We start from the raw sequence: 22,964 nt of genomic DNA on the forward strand, positions 1-22,964 counted from the left end.
GATATTTTCAATAAAAGACTGCTCAGGTGAGCAGTCTTTATACCGTTATTTAAATTTCCGGTCTTCTTCCCGGATGCTTACATCATTAATACTTGCATATCTTTTCTGCATAAGGCCATTCCCATCAAACTCCCAGTTTTCATTTCCGTATGCTCTGAACCATTTTCCATCTTGGGTTTGGTATTCATATTCGAAACGGACAGCAATACGGTTGTCTGTATGGGCCCAATATTCTTTTTTAAGCTTATAGTTAAGTTCTTTTTGCCATTTTTTCTGTAGAAAAATAACGATTTCCTCTCTTCCGTTAATGAAAGTATCCCTGTTTCTCCATTCACTGTCAACTGTATAAGCTTTGGATACTTTCTCAGGGTCCTGACTGTTCCAGGCATCTTCTGCCATCTGTATTTTTTCTATTGCCGTTTCAAGGGTGAAGGGCGGAAGTGGGTGTTTCTGTTCCATATTTTTAAGGAATTAAAGTATTGATTATTTTTTTTGAACTTTCTATGAATTCATTGGATTTAAAAAGCTGGCTTTCTATAATACTGCTTTCAAAAAGCAAATAAATATGATCTGAGAGAATATCATCCTTCAAAAGTTTTGTGAAATAATGTCTAAGGTCTGTTTTATGATGCTGGATGACGTTTAAAATTTCAGCATTATTCATAGGTATTTCTGACAGAATATTCAGGAAACTACATCCCTGAAAGTTTTCTTTCTGATTCATATGGATCAGAAAATCGAAAGATCTCAGGACTTTTGATTTCGTGGTCTCTTCCTGTGCGCAAAAATGATTCAATTCATTGAACCAATATTGATGTCGTACATTGAGGTATTCTACACACAGGTCATCCTTAGATTTAAAGTACTGGTAGAAACTTGCTTTTGCTACTTTAGCTTCGGAAATAATCTGGTTGATGCCTGTGGAATTATACCCCTGCTTACCAAATAAACCAGAAGCTGTCTGAACAATTCTATCTCTTGGTGATGCCATCTGTTTTAATTTATAGGACAAATGTACAATAAAATTCAATACATACAGACAAGTCTGTCTATTTTTAACACTATTATTTTAATTTAAAAAAACTTGTGGCTTCACATAAAAAAAACCCTTGAAAATTTAATATCAAGGGCTTCTATTTTTAAAGAAAATTCTTAAAATTTACTGATCTTCCAGTTTTTCTTTTTCATCTTCATTCTTTTCAGGGAAAAGAACAGAAACAAGAACGGAAAGCACCAATACTCCTCCAACGATTCCCAATGAAATCGGAGACGGAATATGGATCCAAGGTGCAATCAGCATTTTTACCCCGATAAATGACAGAATAATAGCCAGTCCGTACGGAAGCTTGCTGAACATATATATAAAGTTCGCCAACAGGAAATATAATGATCTCAATCCTAAGATCGCGAAAATATTTGATGTATACAGGATAAACGGGTCATTGGAGATGGCGAAAATCGCCGGAATAGAATCTACCGCGAAAAGAACATCGGTAAATTCAATTACTCCTACCACTACTAAAAGAGGTGTTGCCATCTTGATCCCGTTCTGAATGGTGAAGAATTTATCTCCATCATAGTTATCGGAAACTTTCCAGAAACTTTTGATCAGTCTTGCACCGGCCGTATTGCTGTAATCTTCATCATCTTCACCATCTCCTTCACCCCAGGATTTGATTCCGGCATACACAAGGAAGAGACCGAAAAGGGTCATCACCACATTAATTTTCACTGCTTCTCCGAAAATATTCATTTCAGGAAGATACGTCAGGTTAATAAGTCCTACTCCTGCGAAGATAAATATTGCTCTGAATATCAGTGCTCCAATAATTCCCCAGAAGAGAACTTTGTGGTGAAGGTATTTCGGAACTTTAAAGAACCCGAAAACAAGGATGAATACGAATAAGTTATCCACAGAGAGAGCCTTTTCAATCCAGTAGGCGGCCTGATACTGCGTAAATTTTTCTACGGCCACGGCATGGCTCTCAGGAGATCCGTCTGTATTGAAAACCCAATACACTACTCCGGAAAATATCATGGATAATGAAATCCATACGATAGACCAGATGGTAGCTTCTTTGGACGATACTTCATGGCTTTTTTTGTTGAATACTCCTAAATCCAGGAGCAGCATGATAACGACTGTTATCGCAAATCCCCACACCAAGCCCGGGTGCAATTCTAAAATACTTTGATGTTCCACTTCAGTTTATGTTATTATATGATAAAAGCAATAGATGTACGGCATGCACAAATATTGCTAATTTTTAATTATTTAAATTCAATATGTAAGTTTTGGCTCAAGCCGTAAAACTATTCATTTTTTTCGAATGAACCAAAGCCCATTCTAACTGATTACCTATTGATTATAAATAATTGGCCTGAACAGTCTGGATCGTCTGCTCCAGCTTTCTGTCTGAGGTAGGGTCTCCGATCGCGTTGAACTTCCATTCACCGTTTCTTTTATAGAAAACACCCATGACCATGGCAACATGTCCTTTGAATGAAGCATCGTTGGCAATATCATATTTAGCGAAAACCTCTCTTACGTTGGTAGGAGTTCCTTCATAGATACGGATAGAAGCGAAAGGAATTGTTCCAAAATCCTGCCCCTGATAGCTGTTCAGTACCAGTGCAACATGTTCCACGTTCGGCTCCAGCTGGCTGAAGTCCACTGTGATCACTTCATTATCCAGTCCATCGTCCCCGTTTACGTCTCCGGTAAGGTCGTCCCCGCTATGTCGTACAGAACCGTTTCTAGATTTCAGGTTTCCGAAATAGATTACTTCTGTAAGCGTTTTGTTTGAATCAAATAAGATACAGCTTCCGTCTAAGTCTACTGCTTCTTTTTTAGTTCCGAAAAGTCCTTTTTTCTCAATTGCTCCCCAGTTGATTCCCACACAGGCTTGGGTAAGCTCGGCACCGTTTTCCTTTTTCAGGTTTATTCTTTGACCTTTTTGTAAGTTAATAGCCATTTTTTTATGGTTTAGTATTGTTATTTTATTGTTGGGCGAAATGATAGCTTTCTTTCGCTTTAATTATTATTTAAATTCAGATTAAGCATGGCACGCAGGATATTCGTTTCTTCGTCGAAATCAAATATTTTGCTCATAATATCTATATTTTCCAGGTTTTTGAGATAGTCTTTCAGTACATTTTCCACTTCTGTAGGAAGCATTCGCTTTCTTTCATTGATGGAATTTTCCAACAGCTCATTTTTATTTTTCAGCTGGTTGATGATCGTTGTCTGGTTCGACTGGTTCTCGGAAATATCTAGTTTTTCCAGATCACCGTCAAACAGGTAAAGTTTTTTTTCATCAATACCAAAAATAAAATAATCATCCGACTGAAATATTCTGAAGAGCTCATATTCATAAGTCCCGATCAGATAACCGCAAACAAAGCGCACCTTGAAATTCTGGATATTCAGTCTTCCCAAAAGTTTCCTTTCTATTGCATAATCTTTATACTGATAGGCCGGAAAAGGCTGGGACTTCAGCTGTTCTTCATCTACATTAGTCCTGTAGAACTCTTGTCCGTATTTTTTATGGAAATACAGAACCTTGTTCCAATCTGCCGTAAAGATATTTTCGGTAAGATCTTTATAGAGCGTTTTCAGATGTTGGGAAAATACGCCGCTGTACATTTTCCGTTCGGTCTGAAAGCTGTCTCCACGCCTTTCTTCAAAACCTTCAATATATTTATTATTGACATCAATTTCGTTAATCACAGCCAGCATATCATTTTCCTTCTGCCTTTTGATCTTGGTGAGAAGTTCTATGAGGCTGTCGGTATACTGCAGGTGAAACAGTTCCAGCTTCTTGTAGTCCAAAGCCTTATTTTCATGAAATAAATTGTGTATAATATCTGTTTTGATGTAAATAGATATGATATCAATATGTTCAAAAAAATTAGCAAGAAGTTTAAGCTTTGTTAATCTTCTTTTACTCTGAGACATTATGGTTGCTGCATCATCCCCCACCTTGGTATTCTGTTATTAACCTCTGACGTTTGCTTTTAATTCATGTTCCAGTGTCTGAAGATCCTGATCCAGTTTTCTTCTTCCTTCAGCACCTTGCTTTTGGATCTGTTTCACCTCATTCAATGTATTGATCAACATGGAAGTCGTTTCTCTCAATGTTTCTACCGATACGATGGTCTGCTCGTTCGCTCTCGCTACATTCACTGAATTCTGACCCAGACGTTCTGCATTTTTCTTCAGAATCGCTTCCGTAGTGGAAGATACCTTTTGCTGGATCTCGATATTCTGCTGCTGTCTGTACATGGCCACGGCCAGTGAAAGCTGGTTTTTCCAAACCGGAAGTGTTGTAGTAAGAATTGTCTGTGCTTTTTCAGCAATAGAAACATTGTTATTCTGTACCAGTCTGATCTGCGGAAGTGACTGCATCATGATGATACGCACTACTTTAAGGTCAGCCATTCTTCTGTCTAATCTTGCGATGAAATCTCTCTTATCAGCAATCTGATAATCCTGGTAGCTTTGCGGGTCAGCTTCCATTTGGGCCAATTCCCCTGCGGCTCTTTCCATTCTTACATTTCCCGCGATCACAAGGTCTTCAATTTGCTTGATGGAATTCACATTACTCTCAAAAATTGTCTGTAAAACAGCGTTGTCTTTGGTAGACGTTATAATTCCTGCGTTTACTTTATGAGCAATCTGTTCGATATTGTTGATGATCTTATCATATTTCGCGAACAGATTTTCTACCTGTGAAACAATTTTTTTCATGAACGGGATCTTGCTGAGGAAACTTTTCACTTTATTCTGTTGAAGTTCATCAACATCTACGTAGTTCAATTCTACCAACAGATCATTGATAAGCACTCCCACTTCTCCTGAGTTGGATCTTCTTACATTTCCTAAAAAGCTGTCACTCTGGTTGGATAAGGTTTTCTGAAGCTCTGCTCCGTAATTCACGATGGAGCTCGGATTGGTCTCATCGATGGAATTGGCAAGAACCTCATACTTTTGGCGTTCTTCTACCTGCAGCTGATTCAGATTTACATTTCCTTCTTTATCCACAAGAACCGCAGGTGCCGTATTTTGTACAGGCTGGCTCGGTGGAGCCATTGGGGTGGGTTCGAATGTTTTAAGAGGTTCAATTGATCCCATTGGATCTATGGGTTGATTGTCCTGGTTGTCCATAATTACTTTTGATAAATTGATACGAATTTGTCAAGGCCGTCTCTCTGACCAGCTCCAACAGCTTCAAATTTCCATTCTCCGTTTCTGTTGTAAATTCTTCCGAATTCCACTGCAGTTTCAATAGAGAAATCCTCGTCTAATTCATATTTCAGGATTTCTTCGTTGGTATCAGTATTGAAAATTCTGATGAAAGAATTTCTTACCTGTCCGAAGTTTTGTTTTCTTGCATCAGCATCGTGGATCGTCACCACTACCGTAATTTCCTGAATTGCTGAATCTATTTTTGTAAGATCTATCTTGATCTGTTCATCATCTCCTGAACCCTCTCCTGTAAGGTTATCCCCTGTATGGATCACAGATTTGTCCGGAGATTCTAAATTATTATAGAAAATAAAGTGATTGTCTGAAACCAGCTTTTTGTCCTCGCCAAGCAAAAATAAAGAAGCATCAAGGTCAAATGCTGTTCCTGTAGAAGTATTATTGATATCCCATCCTAAACCTACAGTGAATTTAGGTGCGTTAATGTTTTCTCTCTGTCCTTTTTGTAAGTTAATAGCCATAATATAGTTCCGTTTGTGTTAAAGTATTAATGTTATTTTCGTATTCTTTTATTAAATGATAATTATTGCTGATGGCCAGCTCAAGCAGCAGGTCCATCTGCTCCTTTTTTACTTTAGACGTAAGATAGTCAAAATTACTTGAATCCAGGCCTAAAATATATTTTACGATCCTTGTGTTAAATTCAAAACTTGTCTTTCCCATTACTTCTGCGACGTGTTTTACATTTTTCACGGCGTAATAATTGAAGTGGTTTTCGATTTTCGGATCAATATCAAAGTTCATCAGTTCCGCATAATAGAGAAACATAAAATCTGCTTCCACATTATACTCATTCAAAATCCTGTTCACCGTATATTCGTGGCTTCCTGTGATTTTTATATCGTCAATAAAAATACAAAGTTTTCCACGTAAAAAATCCTTATCAATATAATAAGTATCATTCGCAATCAGATTTTTACGGTCCTCAAAATTAAGGTTCCCATAATCCGTGATATAGGTATGGTTACGGTTGATTTTGGAGATAATACTGGATCTCATTCCTTTCTGAAACAGGTACAGATCCAGATGCTTTTTAAAGAAAAAACATAAAAAATTAGAAGCCGTAGGAATGGCCATATACGGACTTGGCAGAACCACAATCTCTTTTTCTGTGTTTAAAAGGTCTGCATGTTCTGCAATAAATCCGTTGAATAATTCTTTAGCAAACTTTTCAGCATACGACTTATCGCCATACTTGAAATAGCTGTATTCCTCGGGTGAGAAACTGAACTCATCCGCCGAATGAATGTGGTGTAAGCTGTATCTTTTATTCATAGTAATTTAGTGTTTAAGTAAATGGGCACTGAAGCCAAAATCTTTTGCGCCCTTATAATCTGCCACGGGATTGTCTCCAATGTGCAGGATACGGTGCATCGGAAGGTCCCGGTCTTTAAGATTATTTTTCACTTCCTGGAAAATAAGAGGATTCGGTTTGGAAATATTGATCTCATCGGAATAAATATGGAAGTCTATATACTGATCCAGCTCTTCCTGAATCAGAAACTTTCTCATTGTTCTCCCTTTGATAAATCCTGTATTGCTCAGAATATTAACCGTCTTTCCTTCATTCTTGATCTGATCAAAAAATTCTTTTATGTTTTCGAAAATGATAACAGGCTTATATTCTAAAAACAGGTCTTCACTTTTCAGATAAAAGCCGTTCAGTATTTCTTTATCCAATTGTTTTACATCTACATCCAGCGAACCCAGAATCAGTAAATACATTTCAAAAGTATCAATATTTCCACCTGTAACTTCATTAATTGTATTGCAGAGATCATCATAATATTTTACAGTCTTCGCAACTTCCTCTACAGGTTTGTTAATATCAAAAAACAAGGTGAACAGCTCAACTCTTTTTGTTTTAAATTCAGGGTGAGATTTGATTAAGGTGAGCCACAGGTCAAAAGAAAAATGACAGTGGTTGTGAATGTCGATATCCGTTTTCAATAGTTTTAAGTTAAAAGTTTTATTTAGCTTTCTTGAAAAAGATTTAAAATTGTTTAATCATCAACAAGTGTTTCTTTGGGTATTCTTCCCAAAGATAAAATTTTTCTTAGAAAAGCATGATGTACTTCTCTGTTTTAAGAAATTTTTATGAATTTTCACCTGTTTTTCTATTGATTTCAGTTGGGCTTAACAATTTGTTTAAATTCATTAGCGAAAAAAACCAGCATGAAACTGTCGCACTATGCTTTAGCGCTGGATTTCATTGCCAATACATTAGTAACCTAAAAAACGGGGGCTGTAAAATGATTTTACAGTCCTTGTTTGGTTATTGCAGAGTGAAATGTGAATGGTCAATTGTGAATTTTTGCGTACTATTTAACCACAAAAGTCACAAAAGATTTTAATTCTAAACACTTTAGCTTTAGTTTCAAAAGTTTTACCATCCTGAAAACAAGAAGATCACATAAGTGAAAAATCAAAGATTTTCATAAAACTGTAGTGCACTTTATGCGAATGATATATTCAACTTAAAAAAACTTTTGTGACTTTTGTGTTGATGCTTTGCTTCCCACAGATTTCTCAGTTGAAACAGATTTTTAAATTTCTGAATCTCTAAATCTTTTAATTCTTAAATTTTTAAATCTTTCAGTCTCCCCCCCTTATTCCGGCATCACCTTATAAGTAGGGTCCTCCTGAATATTGACTTCAATCATGGCCTCCGCATTTTTCAGCATGGCACGGCAATCTTCACTGAGGTGGCGCAGATAAAGCTTTTTGTTTTGCTGACTATATTTTTTAGATAGTTTATCCAAAGCATCAATAGCACTCATATCCACAATGCGGCTTTCTCTGAAATCTACTACAACTTCATCCGGATCATCCATCAGATCAAACTTATCCATGAATGCAGTTACTGAACCAAAAAATAAGGGGCCGTATATTTCATAATGCTTTACTCCATTTTCGTCGATGGACTTCCTTGCCCTGATTCTCTTGGCATTATCCCACGCAAAAACCAATGCAGCAATTATAACGCCTACAAGCACTGCCAGTGCAAGATTGTGAAGGATAATCGTTATCAGGGCTACAGTAATCCCTACAAAAATATCGGACTTCGGCATTTTATTGACGATCCGGATAGAAACCCACTGAAATGTACCTATGGCAACCATCATCATAACTCCCACCAATGCTGCCATTGGTATTCTTTCAATAAACGGAGCTCCGAATAAGATGATAGCAAGGATCATTACCGAACCTATAATCCCGGACAGTCTGGCCCTTGAACCTGCATTGAGATTGACCAATGTCTGTGCTACCATGGCACAGCCTCCCATTCCTCCGAAAAAACCATTGGTAATATTGGCTATTCCCTGTGCTACAGACTCTTTGTTGGCATTTCCTTTTGAATTGGTGATCTCATCTACCATGGATAACGTAAGAAGAGATTCGATAAGACCAACCCCAGCCATCACCAAAGCATAGGGAAAAATGATCTGCAGCGTTTCTAAGGTAAAAGGAATTTGCGGGATATGAAAACTTGGAAGATTTCCATTGATGTGTGCTATATCTGCTACAGTTTTTGTAGGAATATTAAAACCAAAAACCACCGCAAAAACTACGATAATTGCCACCAAAGATGCAGGAACAGCTTTTGTAATCTTAGGAAAAAAGTATACGATAGCAATGGTAAGAGCTGTGAGTCCTGCCATAATATATAAAGGCATTCCCTGAAGCCAGCTGATGGCTCCTGTGCTGTCTGTTATTTTAAACTGTTCTATCTGGGCCATAAAAATAATGACCGCGAGACCGTTCAAAAAGCCATACATTACAGGCTGCGGAATGAGCCTTACAAATTTCCCAAGCTTAAAAACTCCGACAAGTATCTGAAAAATTCCGGCAAGAGCAACGGCGGCAAAAAGGTATTCTATTCCATGAGATTTTATCAGAGCGATCAATACAACAATAGTGGCTCCGGCTCCTCCCGAAACCATTCCGGGGCGGCCTCCTAAAATTGCCGTGATAAGTCCCATCATAAAGGCAGCATAAAGCCCTGTAAGCGGGGACAATCCGGCCAGAATCGCAAAAGAAAGTGATTCAGGGATCATGGTCATAGCCACTGTAAAACCTGCCAGAAGTTCGTTTTTATAATTTATTTTTTTCGAAAAATCGAATAAGCTTATGGTATTTTTCATTGAGCTGCAAAGGTATATACTTGAAAGATGGAATGCAATTACAATGTTTAAACTTTTTGATTGAAATAATTCACATCCCCGTATAATTAATATGTTAATTTTATTTAAAATTCATTCTGAAAGAGATTTTTTATGCATTTTTAGGAATTAGGTTCTATTTTTTCTTTAAATTTGAAAACTAACAGGCAGATTATTCACTATCAATTAACATTTTACGGATAGTATGATCTGCCCATACTAAGGTTAATAGTTGAAAATATTACGAAAACTGTATGAAAAAGTTTTAAAGACATATTCCTACAGAACATGATAAAGGCACATGAATCAATGACTAAGAATACAGCAATTGAAAAATTGAGGTATAAAATATTTTTTAAGACATAGAGCCTGAAACAATATCGGCCGGTCATCCCTCTGACTGTCGACTGTACATATATCAAAGTATGGTACTAAGCTTAAATTTCTTTTTTGCTGCCGCTGAGATTTTCTCGACGTACCCGTATTTTAAATGTGCTGTCATTCGCCGGAATGTAATATATTTTCTATTTTCTTTAATTCATGAATTAAAAAAATAGTACTCAATAAATGTTATATAAAGAAATTCATATAGGAAAGTTTATCAAGGAGATGGTTGATGAAAATGAGGTATCTATGGAAAGGATCTGCAATTTTCTCAATAAGGATGATAAATTTATTGAAAATGTATACCAAAGCAAATCCATAGATACGGATTTACTTTTGAGATGGAGCAAGCTACTGGAATATGACTTTTTCAGACTCTACAGCTCGCATCTTATCCTTTATGCACCTCCATCTGCAGTAAATAAGAATCAAAAGAAATCTGATAAGATTCCTTATTTCAGGAAGAATATTTATACTCAGGAGATCAAAGATTTTATTCTGAAAAGGATTCTATCCGGCGAGATGACCTACGGTGAGGTCATCAAAGAATATTCTATCCCCAAAAGCACGCTTCACAGATGGCTTCAGAAAAATAATGATAATAATAACGGATAAACAGAAATTCTTTATGCGTCCCAATTACAAAAAGATATATTATGATATGCTGAGGCTGGAGCATCCGGAAAAGCTGAAAGATCCAAAGATCAAAGAGCTCTTAGGAAAGCTGAATACCACAGAAGATGTGTTAAATTTCAACGAAAAGATTTTTGAGCAGTCGAAAGAAAGCCAGGTCAACAATCAGAAGCTTAGAACTTATGATAAGGAAACCATGTTCAAGCTTTTACAGTATCAGAATAAGCATGGTTTTTCTACCAGCTACATGTCACGAAAATATAAGATCAGCAGAACAACGATCATGAACTGGAAGAAAGCTTTCGAAGAAGAAATAGAACAAGTAATTAATGCCGGCGAATAATTCACCGGCATTTTTGTAAAAGGTAATGAATTGCAATAAGTAAGGAAGCTTGATGCAAGAAGAGGGAAGTTATCAAAGTTGAAAACTACAACTGTAACCAAACTATATTATTTTTTAAGACAACTCCATAAAATTCTCTGGTAACTGCCTGAAATTATTATAACCTATAGTTAACTCTCATCTTCCTTCTTCCATCTTCCTGTCGTTTAATTTTTTAAAACAAGGCAACAGCTGAAAGTGTATAAGCGTGCTCTAACCAACTGAGCTACTCTTCCTATTGATAGACTGTGTTTTTTTTGTGGAAGAGACGGGACTCGAACCCGTGACCCCGTCGTGATGAGCGAAGTAACACTGTTCTACGGCACTTGATATTAACCTTTTTTACTTTTAATTTATACTCTCATTTAAATGAGTGATTTTTATAAATCAAGGTAATACTGAAAGGATCTTCTGCGTTTTGCTCTACCTGCTGAGCTACAATCCCGTTTACAACAAGGAAGGCAGGGATCGAACCTGCGGCCTAAACGTTTAACAATCGAAGTATGATCCTAAAACGACACTTGATTATTTAAATTTTCATGATTATTTATTTTTACTTAATGGTTGATTTTAATTGATGTCATATTTATCTAAATGATATTCCTTTTTTTTAAATCAAGGTAACAATGAAAGGATCTTCCGTGCATTTGCTCTACCTTCTGAGCTACCTCTCCTTTTCGAGGGAAAAGGCAGGAATCGAACCTGCGACCCAATGTTTCAAAATCCCGAAGTATGATCCTAAAACGACACTTGATTATTTTTAAGCAGGGCATTCAGTTCAAACAGAAACTTACGGCAGAGTGATACCCTTACACCATCTGTTTCCAGAACAGGATTCGAACCTGTATTGCTGCCCCCAACGAAGCAATTCTGTTTTACGGCACCTGCTTTATATTTTTATAGTGAACCTTTCTATATTTTTTCCAGTTTCTCTGGTATTTTTCCTGACGGGAATTCACCGTTTCGAAGCCATGTGGAAAGCAATATGAACATCCCATTTTATCTCCATGCAGCAATCTTGAGATCTGTATGCCGGAAATTTTCTTTGGAAAATCAATAATACCATATTCATTGACTCCAAAAGCTTGCCTTAATACTTTTTCTATTTTCATATATTGAGAATTAACCTCAATACACTGCTTCTTTAAGACATGGTTTATAAATTTTCATGGTTATTTGTTTTTAAATTTTACTTTCCATTTTATAAAAACCAAGCAACTAGCCATAAGAGTCTTTGAATGTATTCAAATTGGAAGTTTGACGATGAAACTCTTATTGTACGACATTGGTTTGTTTAAGCGGGCGATTAAGCGGAAAGACTTTGTTTCAAGTCGAAGTCGAAGAAGTTCTTTCCTTACGGCACCGGATTAATAACAATGCAAAGCTATTCCTGAAGTGCGCATTCTTTTTACGCAGTTAATTTTATTTCTGTTATTGTAAGATTAAAATCATTGATCATTGATGAAAGCAGCGCCTTTTACAGCACTACTTTTTTAATGATTTGAACGGCAGACTCTCTGTCTTCCAGGGCATTCAGTACATCGAAAACCTTGTCTGACCAGCCGGCAATAAGATATACGTCATTTTTTCTGATATCCAACGGCTGTTTTCCGTAACCTGCCAGATCAAAAATATACAATTTTGCATCCGGAGCAATACTTTTGTATCTGTTCCAGGAATCTTCAAAAGAATGTCTGGTCCCATTGCTGTTCCACAACTGAGTGTCGGTAAACACCATTACTTTATCTGCTCTCTCTCTTCTTTTGATCAGATCTTCAATCACCAGATAACCGTTGGTGGAATAACCTACTTCGCCTTCACGCTTGTAAAACTCATTCACGTTTCTCAGAATACCGTTTTTAGGCATCGGCACTCTCTTCCAGCTGTCACCAAACATACCGGTGATTACAGTCTTACACTTTGACTGCAAGATCATAGCCAACAGTAATCCAATATCGTAAAGCAATACTTTACTTTTAGGAGAAACAGGCTGTTGCATAGAACCTGAAACATCCGCTGCAATAACCACCGAAGTGTTAAAACCAAAACCTTTAATGTTTTTTGCACTCACCATCACAGCATCTTCCAATGCTTCCAAAATGGATGACAGGTAAGGTGAATCAAGAGTCTTCAGTTCCCTGTAAGCAGCTAAAAATCTGAACGGAAGCTGTGTTGAATTCATGACAGCTTTTTCATTAGATAAATAGGTACAGACTTTATACATCGCATCAGAAGAAACACCTGCTTGTATAATATTTCTCAGGTTTCTTAAGGTTGCCATATAACCCAACTTATTACTGAAGATCAATTCTTCCCATTTATTTTTAAATGCCTGCTTTTTTTCGGTTTCATCAGCAAATTTTGTCTGACCTAAAACGGAAAGCTCAACTTCCCATGTGTAGGGAACTTCCAGAGTATCACCCACAATTTTGTTAAAAACTGCCTGCTGATCTTCATCTTTTGCTTTCGGGTGAACCAAAAATAAGGCATCTTTAAGCGTTACTTCTGCTTTTCTGTTGTATTTTGCGAACTGGTATTCATCAAATTTATTGAAAGACTTTGCAAGGCCTTTCTGGATCTGCTTGGAAAGCCTATTTAGCTTTTTGGTTTCTGTTCTTTCATTAGCAATCTGATAGTAAGCTAAGAGTTCAGTGATTTCATCTGCCCTCTGAACAACACCATCTACTGTTTTGCTCACTAAGTCTGTACCTGAGGCTTGTTTTGCCAGTTCTGCAGTCAGCACCAGAGGAATAGAACGTAAATACATATCTTTTCTCGCATAAACCGCCAGCTTAGCAACAAATTCAGGGTCATTTTTTTTGATCAGAGATTGAATTCTTTCCAATCTGTCATTTCCTTTCTCATAAGATGTATTGGATAATCCTGTTGTAACAACAGCACTATATAGTTCTTCGGCAGGGGTCATACTAAATGCTTTTGCACCTTCGTAGTTCACTACGGTATTTTTCTCTTTTTTTAAAAAATTAAATTTCATAAGTTACTGTTTTTTTTGTTAAGCATACAGAGGATCCTCTTCCTCTCTGATTTCTGATGCAAAGTAAAAACAGTATTACGCAGTCTTTTTGCGCAGTAAATATTTATGTGATTTTTTTTAATTGAGAGAAAATATTTCTCATAGGTTTCTTGCACAGATTGTGGAAATTTATACTTGAAAATTTAAGTTTTGGCTGAAACCAATAGTTATGATTACGTTTTGTAAGCGGGTTAAAGCCCACTCCTATTGAATTTTAATAATAAGTTCTTTTTTCTTTAAATAAAATTTTTCTATTACTCAATTCAAATAAAGGAATCACAGAACTTATATTGTTGGAGACGCATTGCCTAGCTTTGTGGGTATAAAAATAAAATCATGATCAAAGGATTATATGAAACCCACATTCAGGTAAGCAATTTAGAGAAATCTATCAAATTTTATACTGAGGTATTGGGATTGAAACTGGCACATAGGGATGAAACACGTCCCATTGCATTTTTGTGGATCGGTGAAGGTAAAGAATTCATGTTGGGATTGTGGGAACAGAAGGAAAACCTTCAGATAAGACATTTTGCTTTTTCAAGCAGCAAGGAGGACATCTTAAATCATTCTGCAAATTTTCTGAAGAAAAAAGAACTGAAGCCTTATAATTTTCTAAAAGACGGCAAAGATGAGCCTATGGTCTTTGCATGGATGCCAGCACTTGCCATCTATTTTAATGATCCGGACGGTAATCAGCTTGAATTTATTTCAGTCCTTGAAGGCGAAGGGAGACCGGAATTGGGCGTACTTTCCTATGAAGAATGGATGAAGATCCATGAATAAAAAGGACAGACTTATTTTCAGAAGCTGTCCTTTTAGTTAGTCATATATTAATTTCTTTACGGCCAGAACGTGTTTACATGGTCCTCTTTCGCCTTGGTATTTGCTGAACCATTCGCAAGTACACCGTTCTTTATCATGATCTATGATCACCGTGTGATGTACGTCGGTGCCTTCTACTCTGGCTTCGGTTCTGGCTGCAATTTTATTTAAAATCTCTACCTTTCCTTCTGCAATAAGCTTTTCTGCATTTTTCATCCGTGGATTTAAACCTGCAATTCTATTGAGCTTAAATGGCAGCCTTCGATAGAAAAATCCCTTATCATCCAGATCATAACCCAAAAGTCCCATAGCAGCCAATCTTCCTGTAAGATTTTCTGTTTTTTTCAGACTTATATTTTCTTCTAAGGCAAATGCCGAAGGGTTAAAAGACTGATTGGCATAAGCGTATTTATCCAGTGCATTGATCCATTCATCAGAAATATTATCGATCAGGCTGTCCAGTATTGCTCCTTCCCCGGAAAATCCCCGCCAGGTTTCTCTTGACAATGAAAAGCTGAACTTTATATTTCCCATATAAAGCTGCCATGTAGTAGACTGCATGTCAACATGTGGAAATACCTGCATCTGGTCAATATAAGGAAGAAGAGGTTCCAGCAGGCGCAACCTGTGAAGTCCGCCAATACAAATTGAATCGGCCGATTTTACCGGCGAAAACATGGGTTTATTTCCTCTGATGATTAGGTAGTAATCTGATTTTACAGATCCTTTCGGTATTCCTCTGAAGAGCTGCTGGGTCTGGATTTTATTAAAGCAATGAAGCTTTTCCGATTCGGACAGATAAATCTGAACAGTACTCAATCCTTTGATCCATTTTACAGGCAACGGAACCTTCCGTTCGATCACTTTTTCCTCTTCTTTGTAAAGTCCGACTTCTTTTTCTCCCACGGAAAGCATTATTTTTTCATTGGGACGTATACTTCCTAAAGCAGTAATCATCGACTGGTTAAAATCTACATTGGTAGTTCCATTTTCCAGAAATTCACCATGCAGACCATCCGGCAGTACATCTACTCTGGCGTAAACACCGGCACAGTGTGAAAATCCTTCAAAACGCAACCTGCTGTTTCCGGCAGTAACGATAGGGTCTTTAAGCAAAGCCATATGAAACGGCGACAGGTTAAAGCTTGATTTCACAATATTAGAAAGTGTGATAAGGCATCTTGCCAATATAAACGGCTGGCTAACATCTCCCCAAAAAAAGCAGGGAGCATCTGTATTTTTCTGAATTTCGCTATACTTAGACAGGAATAATTCTTCGGATACATCTTTTTTTATCAGAGACGAGGGCCTATGATAGTTGTAAATGAGCATATCTTCCATTAATTTATTTTTTTAGAAGAAGATTGCAGGTTTTTTTCAGACTGGAATTATCTTTCCAGCTATTCAGTTTTTCTTTTAAGTTTTTATCAGGCTCTGATTGATTCAAAGCCAAAACCTCGTTGTAAATATCCAATATTTTTTTAAGATTGGTAACCGGGGTCTCCATCTGCAGCAAAATATGAGTGAGAAGCTGTTCCAGCGCGAGATTGTGATCTTTACTGACGTTAAGCATCTGGTGTTGTACAAGATCTGCAAATCTCTTTACAGGAGCCCATTCCAGTTTTTCATGAAGCCCGACAACCTGTCCCAAACGGGCATTATCCATTACTTTATGGGAAACATGTTCCAGCCAGATTTCAGCAGCAGTTCCGCGGATCACTTTGTCTCCGTCCAGGAAAACAGTTCCCAGAAACAGGTACCCCATTGAATCCAGAGGCTTTTTCATCTGATGCAGTGCCTGTGCCGTACTCAGAACAAGTCCTCTTTCGTAAACTTCTGCGATCCCTGAATAAAACAGACAGTTTTTAATGATTCTGGCAAAAACATTTCCAGGCGTATTGGGAAAGCTCCATATAAAGGACGGGGTCTCAGAAATATTTTTCTGTTCTGAGATAAAGTATTCTAAGAAAAGCTGATGTTCTCTTTTTTTTAAGTGATATTTAGGAACGTTGATATTAAGCTCGACAGGATAATAGGAATTCTTTTTGCTGTCTATGGTTTTCCATTTATAATTACCGGTAAGGAATTCTTTAGGAATATCATCATACCCGAAGCCTTTGAATTGTTCAAAAACTTTTTCCGGAGAGCGTGTAATTCCTGCAGTCATCCACCATGATGGATGTTCAATTTTTCCTTTCGGAGCAGAGTCTTTGTTAAAGAAGAAAAGCAGAAGCTCTTTATATTCTCCTTTTAATTTCTCTTCAGCCTGCTGTAAGGCGTCTGAGGTTTTTTCCAGTGAACAGCGCTGCAATGCAAGCTGTACATCCAAATCATGGGGCTTTATATTTTTATTCTGATAAATTTCAAATCTTTCTACCAATGCTTCGGGGCTTATCCAACATGGTTCATGGGTTACTGTAGATAGCAGAGGAGTTTGATCTCCTGATGTAATCTTATCAAAAATATGTATTGCAATATGTTTGAATGGCTCCATGGCCAATCCTCCGGCATAGATATCTTTGATGGGTCTCAGCTTTTTATGATAGGAAGAATAAGCCTCTCTTGTGGCTTCGTCTTCACGGGTTTTTTTATATATTTTTTCCAGGCTTTTAAGCTGAAATGGAAATTTTTCTAATAATGAAAGTCCGTAATTAATAATCAGATTGCACAGTAATACATTAAAATGGTGTACTTCCCATCTGGCAATAGTTTTACATGCTTTTTGAAATACGGGTTCAAACAGTTTTACAGAATTTGCATCAGCTTCATCAGCAAAACGTACAAGTGCTGCCAGGGAAATATCGTAATAATGCGTTCCGGGATTTTCTATGGCTTGTGGAAGAAGAAACATGAGGTCTTCAAAGCTTTCGGGTTCCTTAACTTTGCATTCTTTATTGATGAGTTCCAGCGTTTCTGTTTCAACAGCATCCAGCTCCAGCTTCCTGTTTTCTATGTATTGAACCAGCCCCGGCCTTACATTAGCCAAAATATTATCTTCGTAATGAGACAGAGCTTCTTTTATTCCTTCTGATACAGGGATATATTTAATAATAATTTTTGCTGCTTTGGTCTGTATACTTTCGTCTTTGTTTACAAATGCTGCACTTAAGGCTGTTGCCAGATTTTGTGTATCAGTTTTCTTTTTCTGAAAGATTTTTTCAGTGACTGCCAGGCTGGCTGCCACAACTGTTTTAACTTCTGAACTTAACAGATTAGGAAGAAAATATGAAAATTCACCGGTTCTGAATGCCGGATACTGAACTATTTTTTTTAATTGAGCAAGTATAGTATTAACCGCTTTGGACTGTACGGAAGCCAGCCCTGCCATCAGTTCGTCCTGCAGAATGATCAGCTCCTCATCAGAAGGTTTCAGAATATTGAATGCATCCATGAACCATCCTGTCACATTTTTATTAAAATTCCTGTTTGCAGCCAGAAGACATTCTCTGAGGAATCTTTTTCTTTCAATTTTATTTTCAGCAATCAGTTTTTGAACCAATGGAAGCCATTCTCTTTTAAAAGGCAATGATTTTGAAGGAAATTCGCACAGGTACCAGAAATGGATTTCCAGTGTTTCCGGAAATTTTTCCAGATCATATGGATGAAGGCTTAAATGGTACCCAAGAAGTTCGGGTCTGGGCTGTACATAGCCTTTTTCTGCCCAGCCTAAAATATCATGGTAATTAAATGCTGTAAATTCTGCATCTATGGAGTCATTAATAAAATCCGAAAACCAATGCGGACATCCCCACTCCAGTATTTTTTCGGTTTGCTCTTTATCTCTGAAAAGACTCCAGTAATTTTTCCCGTAATGCTTCTGATCCATACAGACAAAAGATGCGATATCAATAATAGAATGCTGATCTGCAGAACCGGCAGTGTGATAGGAGTTTTTCGTCATTACAATCTTGCTGATCTCCCGGTCCAGTTTTTTTATGGTCGGGACCAGCGCTTTCTTTTCTTCTTCTGTAAGCTGTTTCAGAAGTGGAATAATCTCATGTACTCTTTCCTCATTAAGGATCTCATAAAGTCTTTCTTTCATTTGTTTTTTAATTTGATAATAATTTTTTTCAGGTTATTTTTTGTTTTTTGCATTCGTTTAGCCGTCCGGCTACAGCCTGGTCATATAATTCATCATAAGATCTTTGGTACTGTGGCAAGCATAGAAATGTTGTCATGCCCCAATTTTTATTTAAGAATTTCTTTAGAATTACTGAAGTTCTTTTTTTTCTTTTGAGGTTCACTTTATAAGAAAAAGGAATAATTTTCCTGATTTTATAGTGTAAATAAATCGCCTTTCGTTCATCTTCAATAAGTATAATTCCAAACTTAGGGACTAAAATAATAAAAAATGTCTGACAGACATGAAATTAACCTTTTAAAGTGATTTTTTTTAACAAAAAATTATGTTTTCAATGACAGTTTAAGGGGCATTTCTGAATAAAAGTTAAAAAATTTCTTTTTAATTTTCCAGGCTTTTTATATTTGATGATGTAAAATAAATAATATTCCGAATATTTTTTTTATACAAAAAAAACTCCCTTAAAAAAGGGAGTCATCAGATTTCAATTTTTAATATTGTGAAATGGTGATCAGCTGTAAAAAATATATTTGGTTTCTTTTTTAATAGTTTTTAAAGTTTTCCAAAAGGCTTAATATATTCTTCTTTCCTACCGGATTCATTGAGTGGCAGTAGAATTTGGGTAAGTCTAAATAGTTATCCATACAATATTCTATCAGCCATTTGGCACAATCGTAACCTGTTTTTTCAGCATATTCATCAGAATTAGGTTTCAGATAATGTATATCTGCAAGGTCATGGTCAAAAGAAATCATTTCCGGAAGTCCTTTTTTCAAAATTCTGTTGACAAACTGCCCGTAATTGCGAACGATATGCCAGTCTTTTCTAAGGAAAATATCCTGTTTGGTATAATGATACGCCTCAATGGGATATCTGATATCATCCAGAAATAATAATCTTTTGGTCATTTCCATGATTGTGTATTTTATTTTTTTAAACCATCATATCAGCACAATTGGAGCTTGCAAATGCGTGGGGTTTTGCTTTAAACACATATCCCATTCCCAGAATATAGCCCATAGCATCTTTTAATGCAGTATTTGACTTGAAATCCGGATCGGTATTAATGTCTGCGTGTACCTCCATTTCCACACCATAAGCATCCAGAACGGCACAGATAGCGTAAGCAATTTCTACGGATCTGTTGACCTCGTTCAGCATTCGTTCTTTGATACTGATCTTCTGTATTTGTCTTTCTTTTCTGATAAAGGTAAACGCTCCTTTTCCCTCACGTACAAATACTACTGCCGTAGCATAGCTGATCGCTTCGCCGTAAACATGGGAATCTGAGCCCACACATACTTTCAGGCGGTGACCGTTAGCCTGTTCGCGGATAATGGCTTCTTCTACCAGCTGGGTGATAGGTTTCTGGAAAAAATTTCCTTTCATATTCTGCCATACTTCTTGTTGCGTTTCCATTTTTTACATGTTTTAAATTTGTTTTGTTTATAAATCAATTTGTGAATTGTGAATTGTGAACTGTTAATTCGCTTTGCTGTCAATTTTAATATTCACTTGAGCAGCAAATTCACATTGCCCCTTCACTTTTTGCACTCCGAACAGGACTCGAACCTATACCATCAGTTTTGGAGACTGAGATGCTGCCATTACACCATCAGAGTAGTTTTTGTTGATTCATCAGGACTTGAACCTGAACAATAAGAGTCAAAGTCTTGTGTGCTGACCCATTACACTATGAATCATTTTTTGTGGATCAAAACCGAATTGAACGGTTCCCTTTTGCTTTTCAGACAAACGTGCAGACCTTCTACACCACTGATCCTTTTTTGTGCCTCTCCCCAGATTCAAACTGGGACTTTACGGGGTTTAAAGCCGTTTTCTCTGCCTATTGGAATAGAGAGGCATTTTGTACGGGAAGAGGGACTCGAACCCCCAAAACCTTGAGCCTAAATCAAGTGTGTCTACCATTTCCACCATTCCCGCGGGTTTTATGAATAATGAGTAATCTGTAATATTTGTGAATTGTCAATGGTCAGCTGTCAATTTTTTCATGGTTTTTAATTCACATTTGATGTATTACAATTCACAATTGACTATTCATTACCAGTCAAATTACTTATTGCTATTATTCGTTACTTATATAATTAAGGTCAGAGAAAGCCTGTCTTTAAAACTATGCCTGTTAGTGTTTGTAAGATCTTCTGCGCTGGACAAACTTTTCTCTTTCCTGTTTTTCTGTGAATGATCAGCCAATTTATTTTCTCGATCTGAACTTTCATGGTATTAATAATTCATAACTGACTTTGGACCATTCACGTCTGTACTCCATAAGGGAATCGAACCCTTGTCGTCCGGTAGAAAGCCGGATGCACTTACCGCTATGCTAATGGAGCATTTTAACCAACCGACCAGGAATCGAACCTGAACAACAAGAGTACTTTTCCTGCATGCTGCCGTTACATTATCAGCGGTTTTTGTGGAAGTAGCAGGATTTGAACCTGCTCAGCAATGAAGCAACAGATTTACAGTCTGCCCCGGCTCTCCAACTCCGGCGTACTTCCATGATAAAGAGTAATTCTAATTTCTAACCTCTAATCCTCTTGTGAAGAAAACAAAAGCCTGTCTGTATTTTTAGTTTGATATAAGAACTTCTTCGCTCGACAAACTTTTACTTTTCTCCGGAACTAATCTCATTTTAGTTATTTGAGATGGTTATGGGATTCAAACCCACTCAGCTTATGCAACGGTTTTGCAGACCGTCCCGACTCTTCCACTTCGGCGAACCATCAGATGTGACACAAATGATCAATGATAGTTGATAGTTAATAGTTAATAGTTAATAGTTAATAGTTAATAGTGAATTTACACCCTTCTAACTTCTAACTTCTAACTTCTATTTTCTAACTTCTCTCATCTAACTTCTAATAAAAAAGAAAAAGGCTGTCGGTATTTTCCATATTTGGCGTAAAGATCTTCTGCTCTTGACATACCTTTTTTCTCTTCTTTTGAAACAATTAACATTGAGTTATCTGCGATCCCGGAAAGATTCGAACTTTCAACTTCCGGTTTAACAGACCGGCGCTCTACCATTGAGCTACGAAATCTTTTTTGATGTGAATGGTGAATTGTCAATCCGCTACTGTCAATTTTTAAATTCACTTGCGAAGCAAATGCGCCATTCACTTATCATCTTTTGTAATTTCGGAAGGACTCGAACCTTCAGCCTCCGGTGTATCAGACCGACGCTCTAACCAATTGAGCTACGAAATCTTTTTTGATGTGAATGGTGAATTGTCAATCCGCTACTGTCAATTTTTAAATTCACTTGCGAAGCAAACTCACAATTTACCATTCACTTTTTTAGTCTGGAAAGCAAGATTCGAACTTGCGACCTCCCGCGTCCAAGACGGGTAAACAACCACCGTTATCTTTCCAGTTTTCAGGTTCCGTTTCCATTTTTTCCGGGAGACAGCCGGAATAAAACGTTTCATGAACCTTGCGGTCTATGCGGGAATCGAACCCGCAGTGCCCAAGAGACAGTCGGGCAGGTTAGCCTTTACCTCAATAGACCTTTTGTGACCTCGACAGGATTTGAACCTGTACCCTACGGTTTAGAAAACCGATACTCTATCCAATTGAGTTACGAGACCATTGTAATCCCAGAAAGACTTGAACTTTCAACCCCCGGTTTAAAAGACCGGTGCTCTAACCCATTGAGCTATGAGATTGTTTTTTAATGTGAATGGTGAATTGTCAATTTGCTTTGCGTGTCAATTTAAATTCACAATTAACTATTGACCATTTCACATTTAACAAGATTCATCATTAACCATTCACATGTGTTGGGTATCTTCGGGGATTGAACCCTGTTCTCCGGTTCCACAGACCGGCGCTTTACCAAATAAGCTAAAGAAACCATAAAAAAAGCACCTCTTTTCGGGAGGTGCTGTATATATTCTGACGTAAGAGATCATTAGCTGACCCACATATATAAGCACCTTTTAACTATAAATTCACTATCGAGAATGATACATGCATATCCTTTCGGCTCCTGTCCGTGTAATCTCGAATATTGATTAGATATGTTATGTAATTGTTTCATTATATTCCTGCTATTTAAAAAGTTTTTGAATCCTGAAAACCTGCTGCTTTCAATTTTCGGTTGCAAAGTAAGTATGAAATTTTTTAACTCACAAATTTATTTTTTACTCAAACTATTGAAAACCAATAAGTTA

20 protein-coding genes and 14 tRNA genes are annotated in these 22,964 nt (G+C 37.0%); 4 read left to right on the forward strand and 30 right to left on the reverse strand.

Annotation, left to right across the window (positions count from 1 at the left end; all coding sequences use genetic code 11):
* Positions 1-45 precede the first annotated feature (45 nt).
* The 10 genes from V6R96_RS17720 to V6R96_RS17765 all read right to left on the reverse strand — a co-directional run bounded on the left by V6R96_RS17720 (position 46) and on the right by V6R96_RS17765 (position 9,411).
* Positions 46-459, reverse strand: coding sequence for a nuclear transport factor 2 family protein (locus V6R96_RS17720; protein WP_223558390.1), 414 nt, complete (start codon positions 457-459; stop codon positions 46-48).
* A gap of 4 nt (positions 460-463) precedes the next feature.
* Positions 464-991 carry a TetR/AcrR family transcriptional regulator gene (locus tag V6R96_RS17725; protein ID WP_336379757.1) on the reverse strand — a complete coding sequence of 176 codons (528 nt, stop codon included), beginning with the start codon at positions 989-991 and terminating at the stop codon, positions 464-466.
* Between the two features lie 168 nt (positions 992-1,159).
* Entirely contained in the window at positions 1,160-2,203 is a 1,044-nt protein-coding gene (locus tag V6R96_RS17730; protein WP_336379758.1) for a TerC/Alx family metal homeostasis membrane protein, read from the reverse strand.
* A gap of 163 nt (positions 2,204-2,366) precedes the next feature.
* On the reverse strand, positions 2,367-2,975 hold the full coding sequence (locus V6R96_RS17735) for a TerD family protein (protein ID WP_111959109.1): 609 nt from the start codon (positions 2,973-2,975) through the stop codon (positions 2,367-2,369).
* A gap of 59 nt (positions 2,976-3,034) precedes the next feature.
* Entirely contained in the window at positions 3,035-3,832 is a 798-nt protein-coding gene (locus tag V6R96_RS17740) for a hypothetical protein (RefSeq protein ID WP_336379759.1), read from the reverse strand.
* A gap of 165 nt (positions 3,833-3,997) precedes the next feature.
* Positions 3,998-5,167 carry a toxic anion resistance protein gene (locus tag V6R96_RS17745; protein WP_174772335.1) on the reverse strand — a complete coding sequence of 390 codons (1,170 nt, stop codon included), beginning with the start codon at positions 5,165-5,167 and terminating at the stop codon, positions 3,998-4,000.
* A 2-nt stretch (positions 5,168-5,169) separates the two neighbouring features.
* Positions 5,170-5,727: a TerD family protein gene (locus V6R96_RS17750; protein WP_111959107.1), complete on the reverse strand. Its 558-nt coding sequence runs from the start codon at positions 5,725-5,727 to the stop codon at positions 5,170-5,172.
* Positions 5,717-6,541, reverse strand: a complete 825-nt coding sequence (locus tag V6R96_RS17755) for a phosphoribosyltransferase family protein (RefSeq protein WP_336379760.1) — start codon at positions 6,539-6,541, stop codon at positions 5,717-5,719. The genes V6R96_RS17750 and V6R96_RS17755 overlap by 11 nt, the downstream gene beginning before the upstream one ends.
* A gap of 6 nt (positions 6,542-6,547) precedes the next feature.
* Positions 6,548-7,216 carry an HAD family hydrolase gene (locus tag V6R96_RS17760; RefSeq protein ID WP_336379761.1) on the reverse strand — a complete coding sequence of 223 codons (669 nt, stop codon included), beginning with the start codon at positions 7,214-7,216 and terminating at the stop codon, positions 6,548-6,550.
* A 659-nt stretch (positions 7,217-7,875) separates the two neighbouring features.
* Complete coding sequence (locus V6R96_RS17765; RefSeq protein WP_336379762.1) at positions 7,876-9,411, reverse strand: SulP family inorganic anion transporter; 1,536 nt, start codon at positions 9,409-9,411, stop codon at positions 7,876-7,878.
* Between the two features lie 585 nt (positions 9,412-9,996).
* On the opposite strand from V6R96_RS17765, the gene V6R96_RS17770 reads away from it, so the two are divergent.
* The 3 genes from V6R96_RS17770 to V6R96_RS17780 all read left to right on the forward strand — a co-directional run bounded on the left by V6R96_RS17770 (position 9,997) and on the right by V6R96_RS17780 (position 11,592).
* Positions 9,997-10,428, forward strand: coding sequence for a transposase (locus V6R96_RS17770; RefSeq protein WP_111959102.1), 432 nt, complete (start codon positions 9,997-9,999; stop codon positions 10,426-10,428).
* Positions 10,409-10,789: a helix-turn-helix domain-containing protein gene (locus V6R96_RS17775; RefSeq protein ID WP_336379763.1), complete on the forward strand. Its 381-nt coding sequence runs from the start codon at positions 10,409-10,411 to the stop codon at positions 10,787-10,789. The genes V6R96_RS17770 and V6R96_RS17775 overlap by 20 nt, the downstream gene beginning before the upstream one ends.
* Before the next feature lie 665 nt (positions 10,790-11,454).
* Positions 11,455-11,592 (forward strand): hypothetical protein, encoded by a 138-nt coding sequence (locus tag V6R96_RS17780; RefSeq protein ID WP_336379764.1) that lies wholly within the window; start codon positions 11,455-11,457, stop codon positions 11,590-11,592.
* Between the two features lie 111 nt (positions 11,593-11,703).
* Here V6R96_RS17780 and V6R96_RS17785 read toward each other — a convergent pair whose 3' ends face one another.
* Positions 11,704-11,940: a phosphate ABC transporter substrate-binding protein gene (locus V6R96_RS17785; protein ID WP_223558382.1), complete on the reverse strand. Its 237-nt coding sequence runs from the start codon at positions 11,938-11,940 to the stop codon at positions 11,704-11,706.
* Positions 11,941-12,305: 365 nt separating this feature from the next.
* Complete coding sequence (locus V6R96_RS17790; protein ID WP_336379765.1) at positions 12,306-13,823, reverse strand: TROVE domain-containing protein; 1,518 nt, start codon at positions 13,821-13,823, stop codon at positions 12,306-12,308.
* A 375-nt stretch (positions 13,824-14,198) separates the two neighbouring features.
* On the opposite strand from V6R96_RS17790, the gene V6R96_RS17795 reads away from it, so the two are divergent.
* Positions 14,199-14,648: a VOC family protein gene (locus V6R96_RS17795; RefSeq protein ID WP_111959098.1), complete on the forward strand. Its 450-nt coding sequence runs from the start codon at positions 14,199-14,201 to the stop codon at positions 14,646-14,648.
* Between the two features lie 36 nt (positions 14,649-14,684).
* On the opposite strand, the gene V6R96_RS17800 is transcribed toward V6R96_RS17795, so the two are convergent.
* The 18 genes from V6R96_RS17800 to V6R96_RS17885 form a co-directional block, all read right to left on the reverse strand.
* Positions 14,685-16,028, reverse strand: a complete 1,344-nt coding sequence (locus V6R96_RS17800) for an SWIM zinc finger family protein (protein ID WP_111959097.1) — start codon at positions 16,026-16,028, stop codon at positions 14,685-14,687.
* Positions 16,029-16,032: 4 nt separating this feature from the next.
* On the reverse strand, positions 16,033-18,729 hold the full coding sequence (locus tag V6R96_RS17805) for a DUF6493 family protein (protein ID WP_336379766.1): 2,697 nt from the start codon (positions 18,727-18,729) through the stop codon (positions 16,033-16,035).
* Between the two features lie 581 nt (positions 18,730-19,310).
* A complete protein-coding gene (locus tag V6R96_RS17810; RefSeq protein WP_336379767.1) occupies positions 19,311-19,682 on the reverse strand; it encodes a cyclic-phosphate processing receiver domain-containing protein in 372 nt (123 codons plus the stop codon).
* A 19-nt stretch (positions 19,683-19,701) separates the two neighbouring features.
* Complete coding sequence (locus V6R96_RS17815; protein ID WP_223558376.1) at positions 19,702-20,187, reverse strand: ribonuclease H-like YkuK family protein; 486 nt, start codon at positions 20,185-20,187, stop codon at positions 19,702-19,704.
* A gap of 132 nt (positions 20,188-20,319) precedes the next feature.
* Positions 20,320-20,390 (reverse strand) — tRNA-Trp (locus tag V6R96_RS17820).
* 8 nt (positions 20,391-20,398) lie between these two features.
* A tRNA-Gln gene (locus V6R96_RS17825) sits at positions 20,399-20,471 on the reverse strand.
* A 7-nt stretch (positions 20,472-20,478) separates the two neighbouring features.
* Positions 20,479-20,551 (reverse strand) — tRNA-Phe (locus tag V6R96_RS17830).
* A gap of 87 nt (positions 20,552-20,638) precedes the next feature.
* Positions 20,639-20,712 (reverse strand) — tRNA-Leu (locus V6R96_RS17835).
* Positions 20,713-21,050: 338 nt separating this feature from the next.
* Positions 21,051-21,122, reverse strand: a tRNA-Glu gene (locus tag V6R96_RS17840).
* Between the two features lie 84 nt (positions 21,123-21,206).
* A tRNA-Tyr gene (locus tag V6R96_RS17845) sits at positions 21,207-21,290 on the reverse strand.
* Positions 21,291-21,435: 145 nt separating this feature from the next.
* Positions 21,436-21,517, reverse strand: a tRNA-Cys gene (locus tag V6R96_RS17850).
* A 244-nt stretch (positions 21,518-21,761) separates the two neighbouring features.
* Positions 21,762-21,833, reverse strand: a tRNA-Asn gene (locus V6R96_RS17855).
* A 92-nt stretch (positions 21,834-21,925) separates the two neighbouring features.
* Positions 21,926-21,999, reverse strand: a tRNA-Ile gene (locus tag V6R96_RS17860).
* A gap of 94 nt (positions 22,000-22,093) precedes the next feature.
* Positions 22,094-22,165 (reverse strand) — tRNA-Pro (locus tag V6R96_RS17865).
* 63 nt (positions 22,166-22,228) lie between these two features.
* A tRNA-Asp gene (locus tag V6R96_RS17870) sits at positions 22,229-22,300 on the reverse strand.
* A 5-nt stretch (positions 22,301-22,305) separates the two neighbouring features.
* Positions 22,306-22,379, reverse strand: a tRNA-Arg gene (locus V6R96_RS17875).
* Between the two features lie 4 nt (positions 22,380-22,383).
* Positions 22,384-22,457, reverse strand: a tRNA-Lys gene (locus V6R96_RS17880).
* Between the two features lie 116 nt (positions 22,458-22,573).
* Positions 22,574-22,646: transfer RNA gene (locus V6R96_RS17885), tRNA-His, on the reverse strand.
* Positions 22,647-22,964 lie beyond the last annotated feature (318 nt).

Origin of the sequence: Chryseobacterium sp. CCNWLW53 (genome assembly GCF_037083525.1) — a bacterium.
Classification (GTDB): Bacteria; Bacteroidota; Bacteroidia; order Flavobacteriales; family Weeksellaceae; genus Chryseobacterium; species Chryseobacterium lathyri.

Coding starts and splice junctions, on each gene's coding strand:
- V6R96_RS17720 (WP_223558390.1), bottom strand. CDS start 459: ATGGAACAGAAACACCCACTTCCGCCCTTCACCCTTGAAACGGCAATA.
- V6R96_RS17725 (WP_336379757.1), bottom strand. CDS start 991: ATGGCATCACCAAGAGATAGAATTGTTCAGACAGCTTCTGGTTTATTT.
- V6R96_RS17735 (WP_111959109.1), bottom strand. CDS start 2,975: ATGGCTATTAACTTACAAAAAGGTCAAAGAATAAACCTGAAAAAGGAA.
- V6R96_RS17745 (WP_174772335.1), bottom strand. CDS start 5,167: ATGGACAACCAGGACAATCAACCCATAGATCCAATGGGATCAATTGAA.
- V6R96_RS17750 (WP_111959107.1), bottom strand. CDS start 5,727: ATGGCTATTAACTTACAAAAAGGACAGAGAGAAAACATTAACGCACCT.
- V6R96_RS17755 (WP_336379760.1), bottom strand. CDS start 6,541: ATGAATAAAAGATACAGCTTACACCACATTCATTCGGCGGATGAGTTC.
- V6R96_RS17765 (WP_336379762.1), bottom strand. CDS start 9,411: ATGAAAAATACCATAAGCTTATTCGATTTTTCGAAAAAAATAAATTAT.
- V6R96_RS17770 (WP_111959102.1), top strand. CDS start 9,997: ATGTTATATAAAGAAATTCATATAGGAAAGTTTATCAAGGAGATGGTT.
- V6R96_RS17775 (WP_336379763.1), top strand. CDS start 10,409: ATGATAATAATAACGGATAAACAGAAATTCTTTATGCGTCCCAATTAC.
- V6R96_RS17780 (WP_336379764.1), top strand. CDS start 11,455: ATGAAAGGATCTTCCGTGCATTTGCTCTACCTTCTGAGCTACCTCTCC.
- V6R96_RS17785 (WP_223558382.1), bottom strand. CDS start 11,940: ATGAAAATAGAAAAAGTATTAAGGCAAGCTTTTGGAGTCAATGAATAT.
- V6R96_RS17790 (WP_336379765.1), bottom strand. CDS start 13,823: ATGAAATTTAATTTTTTAAAAAAAGAGAAAAATACCGTAGTGAACTAC.
- V6R96_RS17795 (WP_111959098.1), top strand. CDS start 14,199: ATGATCAAAGGATTATATGAAACCCACATTCAGGTAAGCAATTTAGAG.
- V6R96_RS17800 (WP_111959097.1), bottom strand. CDS start 16,028: ATGGAAGATATGCTCATTTACAACTATCATAGGCCCTCGTCTCTGATA.
- V6R96_RS17805 (WP_336379766.1), bottom strand. CDS start 18,729: ATGAAAGAAAGACTTTATGAGATCCTTAATGAGGAAAGAGTACATGAG.
- V6R96_RS17810 (WP_336379767.1), bottom strand. CDS start 19,682: ATGGAAATGACCAAAAGATTATTATTTCTGGATGATATCAGATATCCC.
- V6R96_RS17815 (WP_223558376.1), bottom strand. CDS start 20,187: ATGGAAACGCAACAAGAAGTATGGCAGAATATGAAAGGAAATTTTTTC.